Raw genomic sequence first — 19,975 nt, 5'->3', positions numbered from 1 at the left:
CTTTTCCCACTCGATGCCCCGAAGCATAGGTCGATGCCGCTATCCTCCGCTGCCGTGTTGACGAACTGGGGCGCTCTGCTCTCCGCGGCCGTGCTGGCACCTGTCGCGTTCCTCGCTGTGCCCCCGCCACCCTCGGGCGGAGGTGAGCCGACCGGCCCGCAGGGACTGCCCGGCACGGTGGCCGCCGAGGTGTCCCTGCGGCTGGAGCGGGACGGCAAGCTCAGTGTGACCGAGCAGGTCGCGGTGCCGGAAGGCCAGAGCGTCAGCCGGACCGTCCCGCTGCGCATCGGCGCTGGTGACGCGGTTGAGCGGGTGTTCACCGTGAGCGGGGCCAAGGTCGAGGGCAAGGGCAGGGTCGAGCAGAACGCCGAGGAGCTGACCCTGCGGCTGGAGGGCGGTCAGTCCAAGGTCACCTACACCGTCGAGGGCGCGGTCAGCGACTCCGGCGACACCCAGGACGTGCGCTGGCAGGTCTCCGGCGGCTGGAGCGCCGACGTCGACTCGGTCGAGATCAGCTTCGTCTCGCCCAAGCCGCCCACCTCGGTCACCTGCCTGGCCGGCGCGCCCGGCTCGGCGACCCTGTGCACCAACGCCCAGGTGGTCGCGGGCGAGGCCGCCTCGGCCCGCAACATCGGTCTCAAGCAGGGCGAGCGGATCGACCTCGCGGTCGGCCTGGAGGCGGGCACCGTGCCGGCCAACGCCCGCTTCGACCAGGGCTCCACGCTGGCCAAGGCCTTCGCGCTCACCCCGGTCACCCTGGCCGGGCTCGGCGGCCTGGCGCTGCTGCTGCTCGGCGGCGTCGGCCTGCTCTGGTTCGCCCGCGGCCGCGACGCCAAGGCGCTGGCCAGCGACGTCGGCCCGGTGCAGGTGCTGCTCGCGGACGAGCAGCAGCGGGTCAGCTTCGCCTCCCCCGACGGCGTGCTGCCCGGCCAGGTCGGCACCGTGGTGGACGAGCACGTCGACGTCGTGGACGTGACCGCCACCCTGGTCGACCTCGCGGTGCGCAACTACCTGTGGATCGAGGAGATCCACGGCGGCAGCGGCGTGGCCAACTGGCGGATCGTGCGCCGCAACCCGCCGGATGACTACCTCACCGACTACGAGCGCGCCGTCTACGACACCCTGTTCACCGGCGACCGCGAGCAGGTGCTGCTCAGCCAGCTGCGCGGCGAGGGCGGCCTGGACCTGACCGGCGTGCGCGACGCGCTCTACACCGACGTGGTCGAGCGGCAGTGGTTCACCCGCCGCCCGGACACCGAGCGCACCCGCTGGTGGTGGGTCGGCCTCGGCCTGACCGGCCTGGGCATCGCGGCCACCCTGGTGCTGGCCTTCACCACCACCTACGCCGTGCTCGGCCTGGCGGTCATCGTGGCGGGCATCGCGCTGGCCGTCGGCGCCCGCTCCATGCCCGCCCGCACCCGCCGGGGCAGCGCGCTGCTGGCCCAGGTCCGCGGCCTGCGCGGTTACCTGCACACGGTCCAGGTGGACGACATCCCGCCCGCCGACCGCGAGATGGTGTTCTCCCGCTCGCTGCCCTACGCGGTGGTGCTCGGTGAGACCGACCGCTGGCTGCGCGCCTTCGCCACCCTGGAGTCCGACGCCGACGGCACCCCCGGCCTCTACTGGTACGGGGAGTCGGCCGAAGGGGAGGAGTCCACGCCCGACCTCCGGCGGTTCGCGGCGCACTTCCCGCTGTTCCTGGCCGCGGTGGACGGGGTGCTGGCCGAGGCCGGGCACCTGCGCGCGCTGCGCTGAGGCCCGTAGTCTTACGTCATGTCAGATCCCCAGCTGCACCGGGTGACTCTCGCCAACGGGCTGCGCGTTCTGCTCGCGCCTGATCGCACGGCTCCCGTGGTGTGTGTCAGCGTGCACTACGACGTGGGCTTCCGATCGGAGCCCGAGGGCCGGACCGGCTTCGCGCACCTGTTCGAGCACCTGATGTTCCAGGGCAGCGAAAGCCTGGAGAAACTCGCCCACTTCCGGCACGTCCAGGGCTCCGGCGGGGTGTTCAACGGTTCGACGCATCCGGACTACACCGACTACTTCCAGGTGGCGCCCTCCGCGGCGCTGGAGCGCATGCTCTTCCTGGAGGCCGACCGGATGCGCGCGCCCAAGCTGACCGAGGAGAACCTGCGCAACCAGGTCGACGTGGTCAAGGAGGAGATCCGGCTCAACGTGCTGAACCGGCCCTACGGCGGGTTCCCGTGGATCACCCTGCCGCCGGTGCTGTACTCCACCTTCGCCAACGCGCACAACGGTTACGGGGACTTCTCCGACCTGGAGCAGGCGAGCCTGCAGGACTGCGCGACCTTCTTCGACACCTTCTACGCCCCTGGCAACGCGGTGCTCACCGTCGCCGGTGACTTCGTGCTGGCCGAGGCGATCGACCTGGTGGGCAAGCACTTCGGCGACGTGCCTGCCCGCCCGGTGCCGGTGCGGCCGTCCTTCGCCGAGCCGTTCCCGCAGGGCGAGCTGCGCGGGGAGTACATCGACGCGCACGCCACCCTGCCCGGGGTCGCGGTCGGCTACCGGCTGCCCGACCCGTCCACCGACCTGGACTCCTACCTCAACTACGTGGTGCTCACCGCGCTGCTCACCGACGGGGACTCCTCCCGGTTGCAGCGCCGGATGACCCAGGACGAGGAGCTGGTGGTCGAGGTCGGCGCCCGGTGCGGCCTGCTGGGCAGCGCGCTGGACGCGCGGGACCCGGACACGCTGACCGTCACCGCCATCCACCCGTCCACTGTGGACGTCTCCAGGGTGCTGGGCGCGCTGGACGAGGAGCTGCACCGGCTCGCCTCCGACGGCCCGGACACCGACGAGCTGGCCAGGGTGGAGGCCCGCTGGGCCGCCGCGCTGTACTCCGAGCACGACCGGCTGATGTCGCGCACCCTCGCCCTGGGCGCGGCCGAGCTGCTGTTCGGGCGGGCCGAGCTGATCAGCGAACTGCCGCGGCGGATCGCCGGGGTCAGCGAGGAGGACGTGGTGACCGCGGCCAAGGCGCTGCGCCCCGACTCCCGCGCCGTGCTCGTGCTCAACGCCGGAGGAGACCAGTGACCGAGTCCACTGTGGAGCGTCGCTTCCGCACCGCCGAGGAGATCGGCCGCACTGAAATCGGTCCGCGTCCGCTGCCGCCGCTGGGCGAGCAGAACGTGGCCACCGAAGTGTCCATTGTGGACAGAATCCTGGACAACGGCCTGCGGGTGGTGGCCGCCAGGCGGCCCACCGTGCCGCTGGTCGGCATGCGGCTGTTCGTGCCCTTCGCCGGCACCGACGCCAAGCACCCGGCCATCGGCGAGCTGCTGGCCGCCACCGTGACCACCGGCACCGGCAGGCGCAGCCGCCTGCAGATCGCCGACGAGCTGGCCCTGGTCGGCTCCTCGATCAGCGCCACCGTCGACCCGGAGCGGCTCTCCTTCAGCGGCGAGGGCCTGGCCAGCGGGCTGGACGTGCAGCTGGACGTGCTCGGCGACCTGCTCACTGGCGCCAGCTACCCGGAGGACGAGCTGCTGCGCGAGCGCGAGCGGCTGGTCAACGCGATCGCGCTGGCCCGCAGCGAGCCGGGCACCATCGCCCGCGAGGCGCTGCAGAAGCACCGCTACGGCGACCACCCCTTCACCAAGGAGGTGCCGCTGCACTCCGATGTCGCCGAGGTCTCCGCCGAGCAGGTGCGCGCGCTGCACCGGGGCAACCTGCTGCCGCGCGGCTCGATCCTGGTGCTGGTCGGCGATGTCGAGCCGGACAAGATGATCGAGCTGGTCGCGGACAAGCTCGGCGGCTGGCGCGGCGAGGGCAGCGCCACCCCGCTGCCCGCACTGCCCGAGCTCAAGGGCGGCGACCTGCGGCTGGTGCACCGGGCCGGGGCCGTGCAGTCCCAGTTCCGGCTGTCCACCCAGGCGGTGCCGCGCGGGCACGAGAAGTACGCCGCGCTGCAGCTGGCGAACCTGGTGTACTGCGGCTACTTCTCCTCCCGGCTGGTGGAGAACATCCGCGAGGACAAGGGCTTCACCTACTCGGCCCGCTCCGCCTTCGAGTACACCCCCGGCAACGCCACCCTGTTGCTGGACGCCGACACCGCCAGCGACGTCAGCGCCGCCGCGCTGCTGGAGATCCGCTACGAGCTGGGCCGGATGGTGGTCTCGCCGCCTACCCAGGCCGAGGTGGACTCCGCCCGCAACTACCTGATCGGCATGCAGCTGATCGCCGAGGCATCCCAGGCCGGGCTGGCGAACACGTTGCTGTCGCTGACCGCCTTCGGGCTGGACTTCGACTGGCTGCGCGCGCACCAGCGCAGGCTGGCCCAGGTCACGGTCGAGGAGGTGGCCGAGGCGGCCCGCGAGTTCTTCGCCCCGGACGCCTGGACCGGTGTCGTGGTGGGCGATGCGGACGCGCTGGCCGGAACAATGGGCGCCCTCGGCGGTGTTGTCCTGCCGTGACCCAGGAGTTCCAGCTCGACCGGCTGCCCGCGTTGTCCCGCTCCACCGTCGATCGCGACGATCTGCTGCGGGACGACCCGGCCCGCCTCGCCGAACTCTGGCGCGAGGCGCAGCTGCTCGTGGTGGACGGCCGGGGCCGGGTCGAGCTGCTCGAAGGCGGTGCGGCGCTGCGGTACCGCGCCGCCGTCGAGCACTCGCCCGAACCCGGGGACACCGCGGTGCTGCTGGGCACCCAGGACGGCCGCTCCTACTGGGCCGTGCCCGCCGAGGACGGGCTGGAACACGAGGACTGGCAGGACCTCCGGATGTCCGGCGCCCTGCTCGACGACACCGACGCCGGCCTGTTCACCACCGCGGTCGGCTTGCTGACCTGGCACCGGCACTCCGGTTTCTGCGCGCGCTGCGGCTCGCCCACCAAGCCCGAGCGGGCCGGGTGGGCGCGCCGCTGCACCGGCTGCGGCCGGGAGGAGTACCCGCGCACCGACCCCGCGGTGATCTGCCTGGTGCACGACGGCGCGGACCAGGTGATCCTGGCCCGCCAGCCGATCTGGCCGCCGGAGCGCTACTCGGTGCTGGCCGGGTTCGTGGAGACCGGCGAGTCGCTGGAGGCCTGCGTGGTGCGCGAGGTCGCCGAGGAGGTCGGCGTCAAGGTGCGCGAGGTGCGCTACCTGGCCAGCCAGCCGTGGCCGTTCCCGCGTTCGCTGATGGTCGGCTTCGCCGCGCTGGCCGATGCCGGGGCCACGCTGACCCCGGCCGACGGCGAGATCGAGGAAGCGATGTGGGTGCACCGGGACAAGGTGCGCGAGGCCATCGCCAACGACGGCGAGATCCCGGGGCTGCGGCTGCCGCCGGAGACCTCCATCGCGCGCCGCATGCTGGACAGCTGGGCGGCAATGCGAGGATGAGGCGGTGGGTGACGCCGAGACGCTTCTTGCGGGACTGGATCCGGAACAGCGCGCAGCGGTAGAGGCCCCACGGGGTCCGGTCTGCGTGCTGGCCGGGGCGGGCACCGGCAAGACCCGCACCATCACCCACCGCATCGCCTACCTGGTGCACCGGGGACTGGTCGCGCCCGGCCAGGTCCTCGCGGTCAGCTTCACCAGCCGCGCCGCCGGCGAGATGCGCACCAGGTTGCGCGAGCTGGGCGTGCACCAGGCGCAGGCCCGCACCTTCCACGCCGCCACCATGAAGCAGCTGCGCTACTTCTGGCCGAGGGTCATCGGCGGCGACCCGTGGCAGCTGATCGACGGCAAGATGCGGGCCATCGCCCAGGCCGCCCGCCGCGCGGGCATGTCCACCGAGACCGAGATGCTGCGCGACCTGGCAGGCGAGATCGACTGGGCGAAGTCCTCACTGGTCGCCCCGGTCGACTACCCGGCCGCCGCGGCCAAGGCCACCCGCGACCTGCCCGCCGCCGCCGAACAGATCGTCACGGTCTACCAGACCTACGAGAAGCTCAAGTCCGAAGCCCGGATGCTGGACTTCAACGACTACCTGCTGCACACCGCCGCGGTCTTCGAGGAACACCCCGAGGTCGCCACCGAGTTCCGCGACCGGTACCGGTGCTTTGTGGTGGACGAGTACCAGGACGTCACCCCGCTCCAGCAACGCGTGCTGGAGGCCTGGCTCGGCGGCCGCGACGACCTCACCGTGGTCGGCGACGCCAACCAGACCATCTACTCATTCGCCGGCGCCGCCCCGCACTGGCTGCTCAACTTCCCCCGCCGCTACCCCGAGGCGGTGATCGTCCGCCTGGAACGCGACTACCGCTCCACCCCCGAGGTCGTCTCCCTGGCCAACCAGGTGATCAGCGCCGCCCGCGACCGCCCCAGCGGCTCCCGCCTCAAGCTCATCGGCCAGCGCCCCAAGGGCCCCAGGCCCCACTTCGCCGAGTTCGACGACGAACCGGCCGAGGCCCGCGCGGTGGCCCGCCGCATCGGCAAGCTGATGAAGGCGGGCGTCCCGGCGAGCGAGATCGCGGTGCTGTTCCGGGTCAACGGCCAGTCCGAGGTCTACGAACAGGCCCTCACCGAGGCGGACATCCCGTACCTGGTCCGCGGCGGCGAGCGCTTCTTCAACCGCCCCGAGGTCCGCCAGGCCATGCAGGCCATCCGCGCCGCGGTGCTCACCCGCCCCCGCCCCCGCTCCGCCGACGACGAGTTCCCACCCCACCCCGTCGACGCCGCCTTCCCACACCACTCCGCCCAGGCTTCGCCCGCCCCGCACCCGGCCAACGCCGAGCAGGCCCCGCCCGCCCCGCGCGCCGCCAACGCCCCGTCCGGCTCGCGTTCCGCCGACGCCGCGAACGCCTCGTCCGCCCTGCACTCCGCCGACGCCGCGAACGCCTCGTCCGCCCTGCACTCCGCCAACGCCCGGACCGCGCCAGCCGTGCACTCCGCCGTCGCCACGCAGACCTCGCCCGCCCCGCACTCCGCTGAAGCCGCACTCCCGCCGCGCCCCGCCCCCTCCTTCGACCTGGTCAGCGTCGTCCGCCAGGTCCTCGCCCCCCTCGGCCTCACCCCCCAGCCCCCCGCGGGGGGCGCCGCCCGCGAACGCTGGGAGTCCCTCGCCGGCCTGGTCCGCGTCGCCGACGAGCTGCTCACCGCCCTGCCCGAGGCCGACCTGCGCCGCTACTCCGCCGAGCTCGAAGCCCGCGCCGAGGCCCAGCACCCGCCCACCGTCGCCGGGGTCACCCTCGCTTCCATGCACGCGGCCAAGGGCCTGGAGTGGGACGCGGTGTTCCTGGTCGGCCTGGTCGAGGGCACGCTGCCGATCCAGCACGCCATCGGCGACTCGGCCGCCGACCTCGCGGCCATCGAGGAGGAGCGGCGGCTGTTCTACGTCGGCATCACCCGGGCCCGCGAGCACCTGTGGCTGTCCTGGGCGCTGTCGCGGGCCGAGGGCGGCAAGCGGTACCGGCGGCGCAGCCGCTTCCTCAACGGGCTGATGCCGGAGGACCATCCGGCCGCCCTGCCGGCCAGGGCTGTGTCCGTCAACACAGTGTCTCGACAACCGGTCAAACCGGGTTGCCGGGGCTGCGGCGGCGCGCTGGTCGGCACCACCGCGATCAAGCTCGGCCGGTGCGCCGGATGTCCGTCCACTGTGGACGAAGAGCTGCTCGCCAGGCTGCTGGCCTGGCGGGGTGCGCGGGCCAAACAACTCAAGGTCCCGCCGTATGTGGTCTTCACCGACGCCACCCTCACCGCGATCGCCGAACAGCGGCCCGCCGACGACGCGGCGCTGGTGTCGATCTCCGGGATCGGCGCCACCAAGCTGACCCGCTTCGGCGCCGACGTGCTCGCGCTCGTGCACGGCGCGCAATCGTCTGACCACGGGGAAGACACACGATCGGGCAGTTGAGAAGCAATCTGTAAAAAGCGGTTGCATGCCCGTGGGACTCAGCAATAACCTGCAACAGCCGGGTGCGAAGAGCCCCGAGCCCGCGAGACTCGGTCTCGCCTACTGGGGAAGGGGGTGGACGTCGTGAAGAAACTGATGATCATCGGTACTCCGGCCCACCCCTCGACCGGAGAATTCGGCCCGTCTGGCCATGGCATCAATGGTAACGGCGTCTTCAAGGGCGCTGGCTTCTGCGTGAACGCGAGGGTCGGCCTTGCCGCCCGGCGTTATGCCCAGATCCAGGGGACCAGTGTGTTCGCTGCCTGGACCCCCGCCACCGTTACCACCCTGATCCCGGCTGCCGTCGATGTGCCGAACACCGATGAGCGTCGTATGTCCGCGTTGGAGAGAAGTCCCTGACCCCAGGTCAGGAATGACCGACCTCTCCAGGCCGCGGACCCCCATCAGGGACCGCGGCCTTTTTGTCGTTCCACCCGAAAATCCAGCACCAAACCCGTTGGTACTGAAGGAGAAAACCTTGTTTACCGTCACCGCTCCGTCGACTCGCGACGTGGCCCCTACCGGCTGGGACACCTCCGCCGGTGTGACTGACCTGTTGGACGACGCGTCAGGCGCAGGTCTCAACCTGCCCTGCCGTGTCAACGACCCAGACCTGTGGTTCGCCGACGCCCCCGCCGACCTCGAGGCCGCGAAGGGTCTCTGCGCTGGTTGTCCGGTGCTCGCCGAGTGCCTGGCCGGTGCGCTGACCCGCCGCGAGCCCTGGGGCGTCTGGGGTGGCGAGATCTTCGAGCGCGGTGTGGTCATCGCGAAGAAGCGGCCTCGCGGCCGTCCGCGCAAGACCGACCGCGTCGAGACCTCCGCGACCCAGGTCGCGACCGGCACTGAGGAGGCGGCGGCGTGAACTCCAGCGGCGATGCCACCTTCCTGATCATGAACATCGAACGACCGAGCCGAGGATTCAAGACGATGCATCTGTACGAAGAACTGTCGAAGGTACGAATACAGGAGGCTCAACGGGTGTCGGCCGAACGCAGGCTTGCCTGCGAGCTGGCCTCGGCACGCCGGTGGCGGGCGCTGTCCAGGTGGGCGGCTCGCCGCGCGGAGAGGTTCTCCGCGTCCTGAAGCCCACCCCGATCCCTACTCCGACAACCCCGACAGGCGTTGCTTCCCCGTGGAGCAACGCCTGTCGGCGTTAATGGGTATGGTTTTCATATGGCCGACTACGACAGTGGCGAGTGGCTGGCCCGCCTCCGCCAGCACGACGAGCTGACCGCGCACACCCACCGCACCCTGGCCGGGTCCCTGGTCACCGGGTCCACCGAGGTCGTGCTCGACATCGGCTGCGGCGCGGGCGGCATGTCCGCGCACCTGGCCCGCGCGCTGGCCGCCCGCGGCGGCGGCACCCTGGTGCTCTTCGACGCCAAGGAAGAACTGCTGCGCGTGGCCGCCACCCACGCCCAGTCCGATATCGACCCGGCCGTGGTGAAGATCGAGAAGGTCCCCGACGACCTGGCCGACCCGGCGGTGCTGGCCACCCTGCCCCGCGCCGACCTGGTCTGGGCCAGCCGGGTCGTGCACCACCTGCCCGACCAGCAGCGAGCCGTCGACGACCTGGCCGCACTGCTGCGCCCCGGCGGCACCCTGGCCCTGGTCGAGGGCGGCCTGCCCATCCGCGTGCTGCCCTGGGACCTGGGTTTTGGCACCCCTGGCCTGGAAGAACGCCTGGCCGCCACCCGCGACGCCTGGTTCTGCCGCCTCCGCCAGGAGCTCGACGGCGCGGTCCCGCTGCCCTACGGCTGGAACCTGGTCCTGGCCAAGGCGGGCCTGACCGGCGTCACCGCCCGCAGCTTCATCACCGACCACCCGGCCCCGCTGCCGGAGTCCCTGCGCGCCGCCGTGGTGCACCGCCTGCACTGGCTCAAGGACGTCACCATCGACGCCCTGTCCGAAACCGACCGCACCACCCTGCTCCGGCTGCTCGACCCGGCCGACGAGGCCTACGTCGCCAACCGCGAGGACATCTACTGGCTGGCAGGCGACACCGTGCACCTGGGATCCGCCCCCAGCTGACCAAACCAACGCCGTACCGCACGACGCCGATCGGACGCATACCGAGAAGACCCGCCGGTAACCCCGTCGCGGCCTCGGTAACGGTTCGGCAAGCGGCCCCGTCGTCACTGTTCGTCGCCACCCCGGCACGTTGAGCGGACTCGGCCGACTGGATGACTAGCCAGTCAGTCAGGATTCGAGTCAGACTTAGCCATCCGATCTCTTGAGTTCGGACACCTGCCCACAGGCAACGAAATCTGTAGGGGTGCAGAGATGACGCTGATGACAAGAACAGCGCCGGTCTACCGACGAGACAACACATCGGAGCGATCCAGTGTCCCGACGCCAGAACGCACCGGTTTGATCACCGTAGGCATCGCCGATGACGAGCTCCTGATCCGCACCGGCGTCCGCGGCGTGCTGGACCGCGCGACCGAGATCGTCGTGGTCGGCGAGGCCAAGGACGGCCCCGGCGCGGTCGACCTGGTGCGCACCCACCGGCCCAGGGTGTTGCTGCTCGACGCGGTGATGCCCGGCACGGACGCACTGGCCGCGCTCCGGATGATCCGCCGCCACTCACCGGTGACCAGGGTGGTCATGCTCGCCGCCCCGGCCGTCGGCGACCTGCTGCTCCCGGCCCTGCGCGCGGGCGCGGTCGGCTTCCTGCCCAAGACCGGCCGCGCGGAGGAGTTGGTCAACGCGGTCCGGGTGGTCGCGGCCGGCGACGCGATCCTGTCCCCGGCGGCCACCCGGAGCCTGGTGGACCACGTCGCGGGCGCCGAGGCCGACCGCAGGGACCGCGCCTCGCACCGGGTCCGCGCCCTGACCAAGCGGGAACGCGAGGTGCTGGTGCACGTGGCCAAGGGCATGGCCAACGCCAAGATCGCCAGGGTGATGTGCCTGAGCGAGAGCTCGATCAAGGCCCACGTCAGCCGCATGCTGGCCAAGCTCCGCTGCGACAACCGGGTCCAGGCTGCCCTCATCGCCCACGACGCCGCGCTGCTCGGCTAAGGCGCTACCGTCAGGCACATGGGTGAGCCCGACACACCGATGTGCATCCGCTGCGGCCACCGGCAGGACCAAGACGCCAACCCAGCCGTCCGCCTCGCCTGGTCCGCCGAACACACCACCCGCGGCACCCGCTGGCTGTGCCCCGACTGCGCACGCGCCCACGTGCGCGACATCGAGGGCAAACTGCCCGACGAGTACTGGTGATCCTGCCCCGGACCCAGCCCTCCTCGGCCAGCCAGCCCACCCAGCACCACCAGCCCCGGACCCGCACCACCGGCTCCAGCCAGCACCACCAGCCCCGCACCGCTCCGCACAGAGTCGCGCGGCGCTCAGCCGCTCCCGCTGCGCGTAGTCGCCCGACGCCCAGCCGCTCCCGTAGAGCGGAACCGCCCGGTCCTTCGCCGCTTCCGGCGCAGGAAGCCGTCGCCCCGAGCCGCCGCCCGGCCCTTCTCCTCACCCGGCCCTCGCGGCCGCGAGCTGCCTTCGCCGCGAGCCGTCCGCCTGTCCCGCTGGTGGCGGGGCCGGTCAGCTCTCGTCGGCGAAGCCGGGCTGCCACTGGGTGACGATGTCCAGCAGGGAGGTTTCCGCGTCCAGCTGGCACAGGATGCCAATGGAGCCGAAGGTCACCCGGTGGATCAGCAGGTACTGCGGAGGCAGGTTCAGGGACCGGCCGGTGCGGAAGTCCGGGCCGCGCAGATCGCTGATCCGTTCGGCCTGGCCCTGCAGCCAGGACCGGGTGAAGTGGAACCGCTCGGTGCGCAGCGGCTCGACGAACGGGCCCAGGTAGGCGAGCACGTCCTCGGCGTCGAGCTCGGCGTCCGGGCGGACGAAGCCCTCGTCGCGCAGCCTGGTCAGCATGTCGTCGGAGCGGCCCTCCAGGGCCATCCGGGTCACCACGCCCAGGGTTTCCGGCAGGCCGTCCGGGAGCTGGGCGCAGGCGCCGAAGTCCAGCACGCACAGCCTGCCGTCGGGCAGCACCAGGAAGTTGCCGGGATGCGGGTCGGCGTGCAGCAGACCGGAGCGGGCCGGTGCGGAGAAGTGGAACTCCGCCAGCCTGCCGCCGACCGCGTTCCGCTGCTCGCGGTCGCCGTCCCGGATGATCGCCGACAGCGGGGTGCCGGTGACCCACTCGGTGACCATCACCCTGGGCGCGCTGGCCACCACCCTGGGCACGAACACCCGATCGTCCCCGGCGTAGGCGGTGGCGAAGGTGCGCTGGTTGGCCGCCTCGTTGCGGTAGTCCAGTTCCTCGACCATCCGCTCCCGCAGCTCGGTGAGCAGCGGCTTGACCTCCATACCGGGCACCACCGCCTGGAACAGCCTGCTGAAGCGCTCCAGCTGGCGCAGGTCGGCGAGCAACGCCTCGTCCGCGCCCGGGTACTGCACCTTGACCGCGACCTCGCGCCCGTCGTGCCACACCGCGCGGTGCACCTGGCCGATGCTGGCCGCGGCCGCGGGCTCGTCGGAGAACTCGCTGAACCGCTTGGCCCAGCCGCTGCCCAGCTGCTCGGCGAGCACCCGGTGCACCGTCTTGGCAGGCAGCGCGGGCGCGGCGGACTGGAGCTTGGTCAGCGCCTCGCGGTACGGCGCGGCCATCTCCTCGGGAATGGCCGCCTCGAACACGCTCAGCGCCTGGCCGAACTTCATCGCCCCGCCCTTGAGCTGCCCCAGCACCGCGAACAGCTGTTCGGCGGTCTTGGCGGACATCTCCGCGCTGATCTCCTCGGCGCTGTGGCCGACGAGGCGCTTGCCCCAGCCGGCGGCGACACGTCCCGCCACGCCGAGCGGCAGGCTGGCGAGCTTGGCCGTGCGAGCGACGGCACGGCGCGGGATTTCGGTCACCGAGCGATTCTCCCCCGAGGTCGACAGCGGTCAGGACGGACCCGGCCGTCGCGGCGGCCCTGCCCACCTAGTTGTCTGACTACATGTAATCAGCATGGGGTGAGCCAGCGCCACAGGGGCAATCCGGATGCGGCTTGAGCACCTCCTTTCCCATGGACGCGTTGATCGGGTCGATCTCCAGCACCGCGGACCAGCTCGGCGGCGGCACCCGCCCGGTCTCCGGCCAGGACAGCGCGAGCAACACCTGGGTGGCCGCCAGCGCCGCGGTGGCCTGCGCGCAGCTCAGCTCCGGCGGTGGCACCTGCCGCAGCAGCTGCGCCGACATCCGCGGCCAGTGCGGATCGACCGTGCCCCGGTGCAGTTCCACGCACTGCAGGCAGGCGCCCCGCGCCGCGCGCACGAACGGCCCGACGTAGCCCACACCCTCGCTGACCCGCACGGCCAGGTGCGGCACCCGCTCGACCATCAACTGGTTCAGCCGGACCGCGTCCGGTGCGTGCCAGTCGGTGAGCACCACCAGGTCGGGACGGCGGCGGGTGGGCAGCGCCTCGGTGCGCACCGAGGGCGAGCAGCGCCGCAGGTGCGCCCGCGCGGCCGCCTCCCTCGGCTGCCCGACGTCGGCCTCGGTGAACCCGCAGCCCAGGTCGTCGGCGTCCACCGCGCCGCGGGTCTCCACCCGGACGTGCCCGACGCCCGCGGTGGCCAGCAGCCCGGCGATGCCGGTGGCCAGCCTGCCGCCGCCGACCACGAGCACCGCGGCGTGCTCGCGCAGCGCGATCAACGTCTCCGGCGGCGAGCCGGTGCGTAAGGCCCAGGTGGCCCGGTCGCTGCGCAGCCGCCCGCCCGCGCCAGGGCCGACCGGCTCGTCCAGCAGCCCGGCCTCCTCCAGCAGGTCGAGCACCTGGTCGACCTGGGCGGGCGGGGCCAGGTCGTGCAGATCGGCCACGGTGTGCCCGCCGTCCAGGCGCAGCACGGTTTTCACCTGGTCGGGCGACAGGCGGTCGAGCAGCACGCCGTGTCTGCGGTCCAGGCCGAGCTGGACCGCGTCGTCCTCGCGGCGCAGCACCGGCAGGCAGGGCAGGATCCGCGGCCTGGTGCGGGTCTGCGGGGGATCGGCGCTGGTGGCCGGAGGTGGGGGTGCGGTGGGCAGGAGAGTGCTGGTCATGCGGCCACCGTCGCAGGGTGGGGGCGAAAGTGGAAAAAAGCTATCCACAGGGGGATGGGTTATCCACAGATTGGCGGCGGGGGTGTTGGAGTGGGGTTTGGGCTGGTAGACGCGGGCACGAACCGAGGGGCGGCTCGTGGTGAGCCGCCCCTCGGTTCGTGTGGTGTCGCGTGTTGTGGCGACGGTCTGTTCGGTCAGACAGTCGCCTTGCCGAGAATTCGGGTCATCTTGGTTCCGCACACCGGACAGGTGCCCTTGGCCATCCGACGGTTGTTGCTTTCCTCGACCTGGCCCTCGAAGTCCCGCTTCTCCCGGCACTTCACGCAGTAGCCGTTGTAGCTCTCGGCCACGGCGACCTCCCTTGGCTGTTGTGGCCCCGATCTCCCACGACCGGGGTTGACTGAGCTCGGCCCGCCCGCCTCGCTCGCGACTCGCGGCCACGCTACCTGTGGTTTCTGGGAACCGCCGGAACGACACAGCCACGGTGTGCCCGCTTCACCCGACCTTGCCTGTGGATGGCTGCCGCCAAAATGTCGGTGCTGGCCGTACGGTGAACCCCGTGGCGAAGGCGCAGGTCGAGGTACGCCGCAGCTGGCGGCGTCGACGCACGGTCACCGCGTACCGCGAGGGGGACAAGATCGTTGTCCTGCTCCCGGCGCGGATGAGCCGGGCTGAAGAGGAGCACTGGGTCGAGGAGATGCTGCGCAAGCTCCAGCGCAACGAGACGCGGCGGCGTTCCCCCGCCCGCTCCTCCGACGAGGTCTTGCTGGCCAGGTGTGCCGAGCTGTCCGCGAAGTACCTGGACGGCAAGGCGGTGCCGGGCAGCGTGCGCTGGGTGCCGCCGATGCGCACCCGGTGGGCCTCGTGCTCGCCGGGCGACGGGTCCATCCGGGTCAGCGAGCGGCTGCGCGACGTGCCGTCCTGGGTGCTGGACTACGTGCTGGTGCACGAGCTGGCGCACCTGCTGGTGCACGGGCACAGCGCCGAGTTTTGGCAGCTGGTGCGGGCCTATCCCAAGACCGACCGCGCGATGGGTTTCCTGGAAGGACTCGCCGCGGCGGCCGGCCTGGGGATCGAGGTCGACGGGGACGGGGGCTGAGCTAGGTCGTCACGCCTCCTCCGGCCGGAGCAGCCGCTCGATGCGGCGGGCCGCCAGGTAGGCCGGATCGCTCGCCTTGGACTGCTTGACCACGGCCGGGCGGATGCCCCGGTCGATGAGCCGGGCGAAAGCCTTGAGGAAGTCCAAGCCGGGGATCTGGTTGTCCGGCAGCACCAGGGCGACCGGCCGGGGCAGCGGTGCCGGCGGGTGGCGGTCGTACTCGCGGACCAGCCGGGCCAGGGTGTCGCCGATGGGTTTGCGGTCACCGGTGTTGGTGAGCAGGCCGAGGTCGTATTCGAGCGGGTTGAAACCGGACAGCTTCGGGTTGAGGTCGTGGGAGCACCACCAGCTCACGCCGAACAGCTCACCGCAGGAGGCCATCGCCCGGATCGACCGCTCGGTCCACTCCGGGATCAGCTCGGCGGCCATCCACTTGGTCGACACACCGGTCTCCTCCACCCACACCTGGCGGCGCAGGTCCTGGTGGAAAGCCTTGATCACCTCGATGAAGTATTCCGAGTAGTGCACCGACGGGGTGGACAGCGGGCCGAAGTCCTGGATCACCCTGGTCCAGCCCGCCCAGGTGTGCACGGCTGAGGCGGTGCCGCTGGTGGCCAGTCCGTCGCGGCTGAAATAGGCGTCGGTGAGCCAGGGGTAGTGGTCAATTCCGGACACATGCAGCTTGCCGGGGGCCACCCGCTCACAGGTGGCGAACAGGGTGTTGTGCCAGGCGTCGCCCTGGGCCGGGGTGGGTTTCAGGCCGAGCGGGATGCCGGCCCAGTGCACCTCGTTGGACAGGTCGAAGCCCAGGAACCGGCGGTGGCGGCCGATGCGGGTGGCCAGGGCTTCGAGCAGGCGGTGCTGGGCGGCCAGCGCGTCCGGGTCGGTGAAGAAGTCGCGGACCTTGCCGTTGCCGTTGTCGATCAGCCAGGGCGGCACGAACAGCAGCCCGCTGACCGCGCCGTTGAACACGGTGACCTCGACGTCCAGCCGGAACCGGTCGGCCAGGTCGAGCAGTTCGGCGACCCGGTCGAGCTGCTCGCCGCGGACGTAGTGCGGGTTGGGCTGGAGCTCCGGCCAGACGCACATGATCCGGATGTGGTCCATGCCGAGCGCGGCGATCTGGGCCAGGTCACGGGCGATCGAGCCACGATCCCAGTCGGCCCAGCTGAACCACCAGTTGCGGGAGGGCACGTAGTTGACGCCGAAGCGCACCCGGCGGCGCTTGCGGGCGGCATCGTCGCCGGCCAGGGGCTCGGCGGCGTGCGCGGCGCCGGAGTCGGCGGGGGTGTTGGCGGCGGCGGGCTGGGTGGCGGCGGCCGCGGTGGTCCCGGCGAGCGGGAGGGCGGCCGCGCCGCGGAGGAAGGCGCGGCGGGGCAGGTCAGCGGACACCGTTTCATGGCACCGCGCGCGGCCCGCCGGGACCAGCCCCGTTAGTCGCGGGGCCGGATGGAGGGGGCCGAGGTCGCCGGGGCGCGAGCCGGATGGAGGGGACAAAGCCGCCGGTCGCGGGCTGGACGGCTGGGGTGAGCCCGTTGGCCGCGGGCGAAGCGGACGGGACCGGGCCCGTTGGCCGCGCGGGCGGAGCGGTCGGGGCCAATGTCGCTGGTCGCAGGCTGGGCGACTGGGCCGAGACCACTGGTCGCGCGGAATGAGTGGTTGGGCCTCACCGCTGGTCGCGACCTGGACCGCCCGGGCCGAGGCCGCTGATCGGGGCCGGATGGACGAGGCCAACTGCCGGTCGAGGGCCGGACGGCTGGAATCAGGCCCGCTCGCCGCGCGGACTGAGCGGCCGGAGCGGACTGAGCGACCGGGGCCAGCGTCATTGACCGCGGGCTGGACGGCTCGGAGCCGAGCCGTCCGCCGCGTGCCGGATGGTCCGGTCCGGGCTCGCGACCTTCGTCAGTCGCGGGCCGGACCTTCGTCGCCGCCCTTGTCCTTCTCGTCCTTGCCCTGCTCGCGGCGTTCCGCCTCCTCGGCGCGCTGGATCGCCGCGATCGGGTCGTCCAGGTCCGCGTTGTCCTGGCCCCAGCGTTCGGCGAAGCCCAGCGGGTCGTCCAGGTCCTCGGCGGTGGGGATCAGGTCCGGGTGTTCCCAGACCGAGTCGCGGCCGGTGATGCCGTGCTGGTCGGTCATCACCCGCCACAGTGCCGCCGCGGCGCGCAGGCGGCGCGGGCGGAGCTCCAGGCCGACCAGGGTGGCGAAGGTCTGTTCCGCCGGGCCGCCGCTGGCGCGTCGGCGGCGCAGGGTCTCGCGGAGGGCGTCGGCGCCGGGGAGACGGTCGCCGACCGCGTCGCCGACCACCACGTCCACCCAGCCCTCGACCAGGGCCAGCATGGTCTCCAGGCGAGCCAGCGCCGCCTTCTGTTCTGGGGAGTGCTCCGGGTTGAGGACGCCGGAGCCCATCGCCTCTTCCAGGGCGGCGGGGTTGCTGGGGTCGATCTGGCCGGCGAGGTTCTCCAGGGCGGCCACGTCGACCTTGATGCCGCTGGCGAACTCCTCGACCGTGGCCATCAGCCGCTGCCGCAGCCACGGCACGTGCGCGAACAGCCGCTGGTGCGCGGCCTCGCGAGCAGCCAGGAACACCAGCACCTCGCTGGCCGGGCGGCCCAGGCCCTCGGTGAACTTCTCCACGTTCGCCGGCACCAGGGCGGCCACGCCCTCCGGGCCGAGCGGCAGGCCGACCTCGGTGGAGGTCAGCACCTCCGCGCCGAGCTGGGCCAGTGCGTTGCCGAGCTGGGAGCCGAAGGCGAGCCCGCCCATCTGCCCGACCATGGACAGCAGCGGGCCAGCGGCCTGCCGCGCCTCGTCCGGCAGGGCGTCCACCCAGGCGCCGGAGACACGCTGCGCCACCGGGTCGCACAGCCTTTGCCAGGCGGGCAGGGTCTGCTCGACCCAGGTCATCGCCGACCAGCTCTGCGTGCTGCGCGCGCCGACCGGCAGCGCGGTCGCCGGGTCGAGCCACAGCTCGGCCAGGCGCACCGCGTCGGCGACCGCGGTGTCCTGCTGGCCGCTGGGGTTGAGGTTGCCGCCGCTGTCGATGAGCTGCTGCACGGCGATCTGTTTGGCCACGTCGTAGTTGACCGGTCCGGACTGCCCAGCCGACTGGCTGAGCATCTGACCGAGCTGGCTGAGCATCTGGCCGAGCGCGCCCATGTCGAGGCTGCCGCCTGGCGGCATGCCCGGCAGACCGGGAATGCCCCCGGGTGGCATCCCGGGAAGGCCGAAACCGAAGGGGTTCTGCTGGCCGCCCGCTCCCTCGGAGCGCTTGCGGCCGTCGCCCTCGTCCGGGTCCGGTGCGCTGAAGCCGAACGGCTGGTCCGTCATGCCTCCACGGTACGCGGACCGTGGTGGGTGCACCCGGTGGCGTCGCCCGCCCCGTACGCTGTGTGGTCGTGACCCGCCGTACCTGGACGCTGCTTTTCAGTTCCGTGCTCGTGCTGGTGCTCGGCCTGCTCGGCGCCCTGCTGCCGGTGCCGTATGTCGCACTCGGCCCCGGCCCGGTCTACGACACCCTCGGCAAGGTCAACGACACCCAGGTGGTCGAGATCGGCGGTGAGAACACCTTCCCGACCGGCGGCAAGCTGTCCATGACCACGGTCTCGCTCAACGACGGCATGACCTTGCTCAGCGCCTTCGGCCTGTGGCTCTCCGGGGACTACGCGCTGGCCCCGCGCGAGGAGCTGTTCCCGCCGGAGAAGACCAAGCAGCAGATCGACCAGGAGAACACCAAGGCCTTCCAGGACTCCCAGACCAGCGCCGAGATCGCCGCGCTGCGGTACCTGAAGTACCCGGTCAAGGTGCTCGCGATGAAGATCGAGGACAACAGCGCGCTCAAGGGCATCGTGGAGCCGGGCGACCGGATCATCGCGGTCAACGGCAAGCCGGTGGCCACCGCGGCCGAGGTGCGCGCCGCGCTGGAGGGCAGCAAGCCCGGCGAGCAGGTCGACGTTCGCTACCAGCACAACACCGACCCGGAGAAGACCGCCCGGGTGACCCTGGGCAAGGCCGAGGACCGGCCGCAGGGCGTGCTCGGCGTGACCTCGGCGGAGCGGCCGGACGTGCCCTTCCAGATCAAGATCGCGCTCAAGGACGTGGGCGGCCCCTCGGCCGGGCTGATGTTCGCGCTGTCCATCGTGGACAAGCTGACCCCCGGTGAGATCAACGGCGGCCAGTCCGTCGCGGGCACCGGCGAGATCGACGCCGACGGCAAGGTGGGCGCGATCGGCGGCATCCCGTTCAAGATGATCGCCGCCCGCAACCAGGGCGCTTCGGTGTTCCTGGTGCCGGAGGGCAACTGCGCCGAGGCCAGGCAGCGCGCCCCCGAGGGGCTCAAGCTGATCAAGGTCGGCACGCTGGAGCAGGCGGTGAACGCGCTGGAGGCGCTGCGGAGCAACCAGCCCACGCCCGCCTGCTGAGCGGACACGCCGGCACACCGGCCGGGTCCTCGGCGAACCCGGCCGGTGTGCCGCGGCTCAGTCCTGGAAGGTCTGCCGCAGCGCGGCCAGCAGGTTCGGCGCCAGGTCGGGCTGCTCGACCAGCTCGTCGCCAGGACCGTCCGGGGCCTTGCGCACCCGCAGCACGCAGGCGCCGGTGCCGTCCCGCAGCACCGCGGCCACCAGCCGGGCCTCCCTGCGGTCCGGGTGCTCGGCGGCGATCCGCGCGGCCTCCTCCGGGTCGGTCCCCGCACCGTTGAGCTGGTCCTCCGCTTCCGGCGGCAGCACCACGATCTCCTGGGTCACCACACAGCCCTGCACCGCGGCCGGCCACACGATCCGGGCCAGCGCGGTGCCCAGGTCACCGTCGGGCAGGCTCTCCTGCGCGATCGGGGTGAGCATGGCGTCGGGGTCCAGGCTGTCCGCCAGCTCGGGTTCCTGTTCCAGCAGCGCGGCCGTCGGGACCAGCGCGAACAGCTGCGGCGGCTGGTCCCAGCCACCGGTCGCGACGAAGTCGTCCACCTCTCGTGCGGCTGCGGGCAGGGCGGCGGTGAAGTCGGGTGCGGAAGACACGGCG

At 72.1% G+C, this 19,975-nt stretch carries 19 protein-coding genes; 13 read left to right on the top strand and 6 right to left on the bottom strand.

Annotated features, from left to right (window positions below; genetic code table 11):
- The first annotated feature begins 54 nt into the window (after positions 1 to 54).
- The 11 genes from M8C13_RS20465 to M8C13_RS20415 all read left to right on the top strand — a co-directional run bounded on the left by M8C13_RS20465 (position 55) and on the right by M8C13_RS20415 (position 11,060).
- Positions 55 to 1,755, top strand: coding sequence for a DUF2207 domain-containing protein (locus tag M8C13_RS20465; RefSeq protein ID WP_252482245.1), 1,701 nt, complete (start codon positions 55 to 57; stop codon positions 1,753 to 1,755).
- An 18-nt stretch (positions 1,756 to 1,773) separates the two neighbouring features.
- Positions 1,774 to 3,057: a pitrilysin family protein gene (locus M8C13_RS20460; protein WP_252482244.1), complete on the top strand. Its 1,284-nt coding sequence runs from the start codon at positions 1,774 to 1,776 to the stop codon at positions 3,055 to 3,057.
- A complete protein-coding gene (locus M8C13_RS20455; RefSeq protein WP_252482243.1) occupies positions 3,054 to 4,436 on the top strand; it encodes a pitrilysin family protein in 1,383 nt (460 codons plus the stop codon). Before M8C13_RS20460 ends, M8C13_RS20455 begins: the two co-directional genes overlap by 4 nt.
- Entirely contained in the window at positions 4,433 to 5,341 is a 909-nt protein-coding gene (gene nudC, locus M8C13_RS20450) for an NAD(+) diphosphatase (protein WP_252482242.1), read from the top strand. Before M8C13_RS20455 ends, nudC begins: the two co-directional genes overlap by 4 nt.
- A 4-nt stretch (positions 5,342 to 5,345) precedes the next feature.
- Positions 5,346 to 7,796 (top strand): ATP-dependent DNA helicase UvrD2, encoded by a 2,451-nt coding sequence (locus tag M8C13_RS20445; protein ID WP_252482241.1) that lies wholly within the window; start codon positions 5,346 to 5,348, stop codon positions 7,794 to 7,796.
- 123 nt (positions 7,797 to 7,919) lie between these two features.
- Positions 7,920 to 8,195 (top strand): hypothetical protein, encoded by a 276-nt coding sequence (locus M8C13_RS20440; RefSeq protein WP_252482240.1) that lies wholly within the window; start codon positions 7,920 to 7,922, stop codon positions 8,193 to 8,195.
- A gap of 118 nt (positions 8,196 to 8,313) precedes the next feature.
- Positions 8,314 to 8,697, top strand: a complete 384-nt coding sequence (locus M8C13_RS45480; RefSeq protein ID WP_374213106.1) for a WhiB family transcriptional regulator — start codon at positions 8,314 to 8,316, stop codon at positions 8,695 to 8,697.
- Entirely contained in the window at positions 8,694 to 8,918 is a 225-nt protein-coding gene (locus M8C13_RS20430; protein ID WP_252482239.1) for a hypothetical protein, read from the top strand. The genes M8C13_RS45480 and M8C13_RS20430 overlap by 4 nt, the downstream gene beginning before the upstream one ends.
- A 90-nt stretch (positions 8,919 to 9,008) precedes the next feature.
- A complete protein-coding gene (locus M8C13_RS20425; RefSeq protein WP_252482238.1) occupies positions 9,009 to 9,866 on the top strand; it encodes a class I SAM-dependent methyltransferase in 858 nt (285 codons plus the stop codon).
- Between the two features lie 339 nt (positions 9,867 to 10,205).
- A complete protein-coding gene (locus tag M8C13_RS20420; RefSeq protein WP_252482237.1) occupies positions 10,206 to 10,856 on the top strand; it encodes a response regulator transcription factor in 651 nt (216 codons plus the stop codon).
- A gap of 18 nt (positions 10,857 to 10,874) precedes the next feature.
- Complete coding sequence (locus tag M8C13_RS20415) at positions 10,875 to 11,060, top strand: hypothetical protein (RefSeq protein ID WP_252482236.1); 186 nt, start codon at positions 10,875 to 10,877, stop codon at positions 11,058 to 11,060.
- A 321-nt stretch (positions 11,061 to 11,381) separates the two neighbouring features.
- On the opposite strand, the gene M8C13_RS20410 is transcribed toward M8C13_RS20415, so the two are convergent.
- The 3 genes from M8C13_RS20410 to M8C13_RS20400 all read right to left on the bottom strand — a co-directional run bounded on the left by M8C13_RS20410 (position 11,382) and on the right by M8C13_RS20400 (position 14,213).
- Complete coding sequence (locus M8C13_RS20410; protein WP_252482235.1) at positions 11,382 to 12,698, bottom strand: AarF/ABC1/UbiB kinase family protein; 1,317 nt, start codon at positions 12,696 to 12,698, stop codon at positions 11,382 to 11,384.
- Between the two features lie 79 nt (positions 12,699 to 12,777).
- Positions 12,778 to 13,863 carry a ThiF family adenylyltransferase gene (locus tag M8C13_RS20405; protein WP_252482234.1) on the bottom strand — a complete coding sequence of 362 codons (1,086 nt, stop codon included), beginning with the start codon at positions 13,861 to 13,863 and terminating at the stop codon, positions 12,778 to 12,780.
- A 194-nt stretch (positions 13,864 to 14,057) separates the two neighbouring features.
- Complete coding sequence (locus M8C13_RS20400) at positions 14,058 to 14,213, bottom strand: DUF5679 domain-containing protein (RefSeq protein ID WP_185009861.1); 156 nt, start codon at positions 14,211 to 14,213, stop codon at positions 14,058 to 14,060.
- Between the two features lie 209 nt (positions 14,214 to 14,422).
- On the opposite strand from M8C13_RS20400, the gene M8C13_RS20395 reads away from it, so the two are divergent.
- On the top strand, positions 14,423 to 14,962 hold the full coding sequence (locus M8C13_RS20395; protein WP_252482233.1) for a M48 family metallopeptidase: 540 nt from the start codon (positions 14,423 to 14,425) through the stop codon (positions 14,960 to 14,962).
- Positions 14,963 to 14,971: 9 nt separating this feature from the next.
- On the opposite strand, the gene M8C13_RS20390 is transcribed toward M8C13_RS20395, so the two are convergent.
- Complete coding sequence (locus M8C13_RS20390) at positions 14,972 to 16,354, bottom strand: cellulase family glycosylhydrolase (protein WP_252482232.1); 1,383 nt, start codon at positions 16,352 to 16,354, stop codon at positions 14,972 to 14,974.
- A 510-nt stretch (positions 16,355 to 16,864) separates the two neighbouring features.
- A complete protein-coding gene (locus tag M8C13_RS20385; RefSeq protein ID WP_252482231.1) occupies positions 16,865 to 18,289 on the bottom strand; it encodes a zinc-dependent metalloprotease in 1,425 nt (474 codons plus the stop codon).
- A 68-nt stretch (positions 18,290 to 18,357) separates the two neighbouring features.
- On the opposite strand from M8C13_RS20385, the gene M8C13_RS20380 reads away from it, so the two are divergent.
- The gene (locus tag M8C13_RS20380; protein ID WP_252482230.1) at positions 18,358 to 19,380 is read left to right on the top strand and encodes a PDZ domain-containing protein; all 1,023 of its coding nucleotides are present in this window, start codon (positions 18,358 to 18,360) and stop codon (positions 19,378 to 19,380) included.
- A gap of 57 nt (positions 19,381 to 19,437) precedes the next feature.
- Here M8C13_RS20380 and M8C13_RS20375 read toward each other — a convergent pair whose 3' ends face one another.
- Positions 19,438 to 19,971 carry a PPA1309 family protein gene (locus M8C13_RS20375; protein WP_374213105.1) on the bottom strand — a complete coding sequence of 178 codons (534 nt, stop codon included), beginning with the start codon at positions 19,969 to 19,971 and terminating at the stop codon, positions 19,438 to 19,440.
- Between the last annotated feature and the right edge of the window lie 4 nt (positions 19,972 to 19,975).

This window comes from Crossiella sp. SN42, from assembly GCF_023897065.1.
Lineage (GTDB): Bacteria > Actinomycetota > Actinomycetes > Mycobacteriales > Pseudonocardiaceae > Crossiella.
This window is presented reverse-complemented; position numbering and strand designations above follow the sequence as displayed.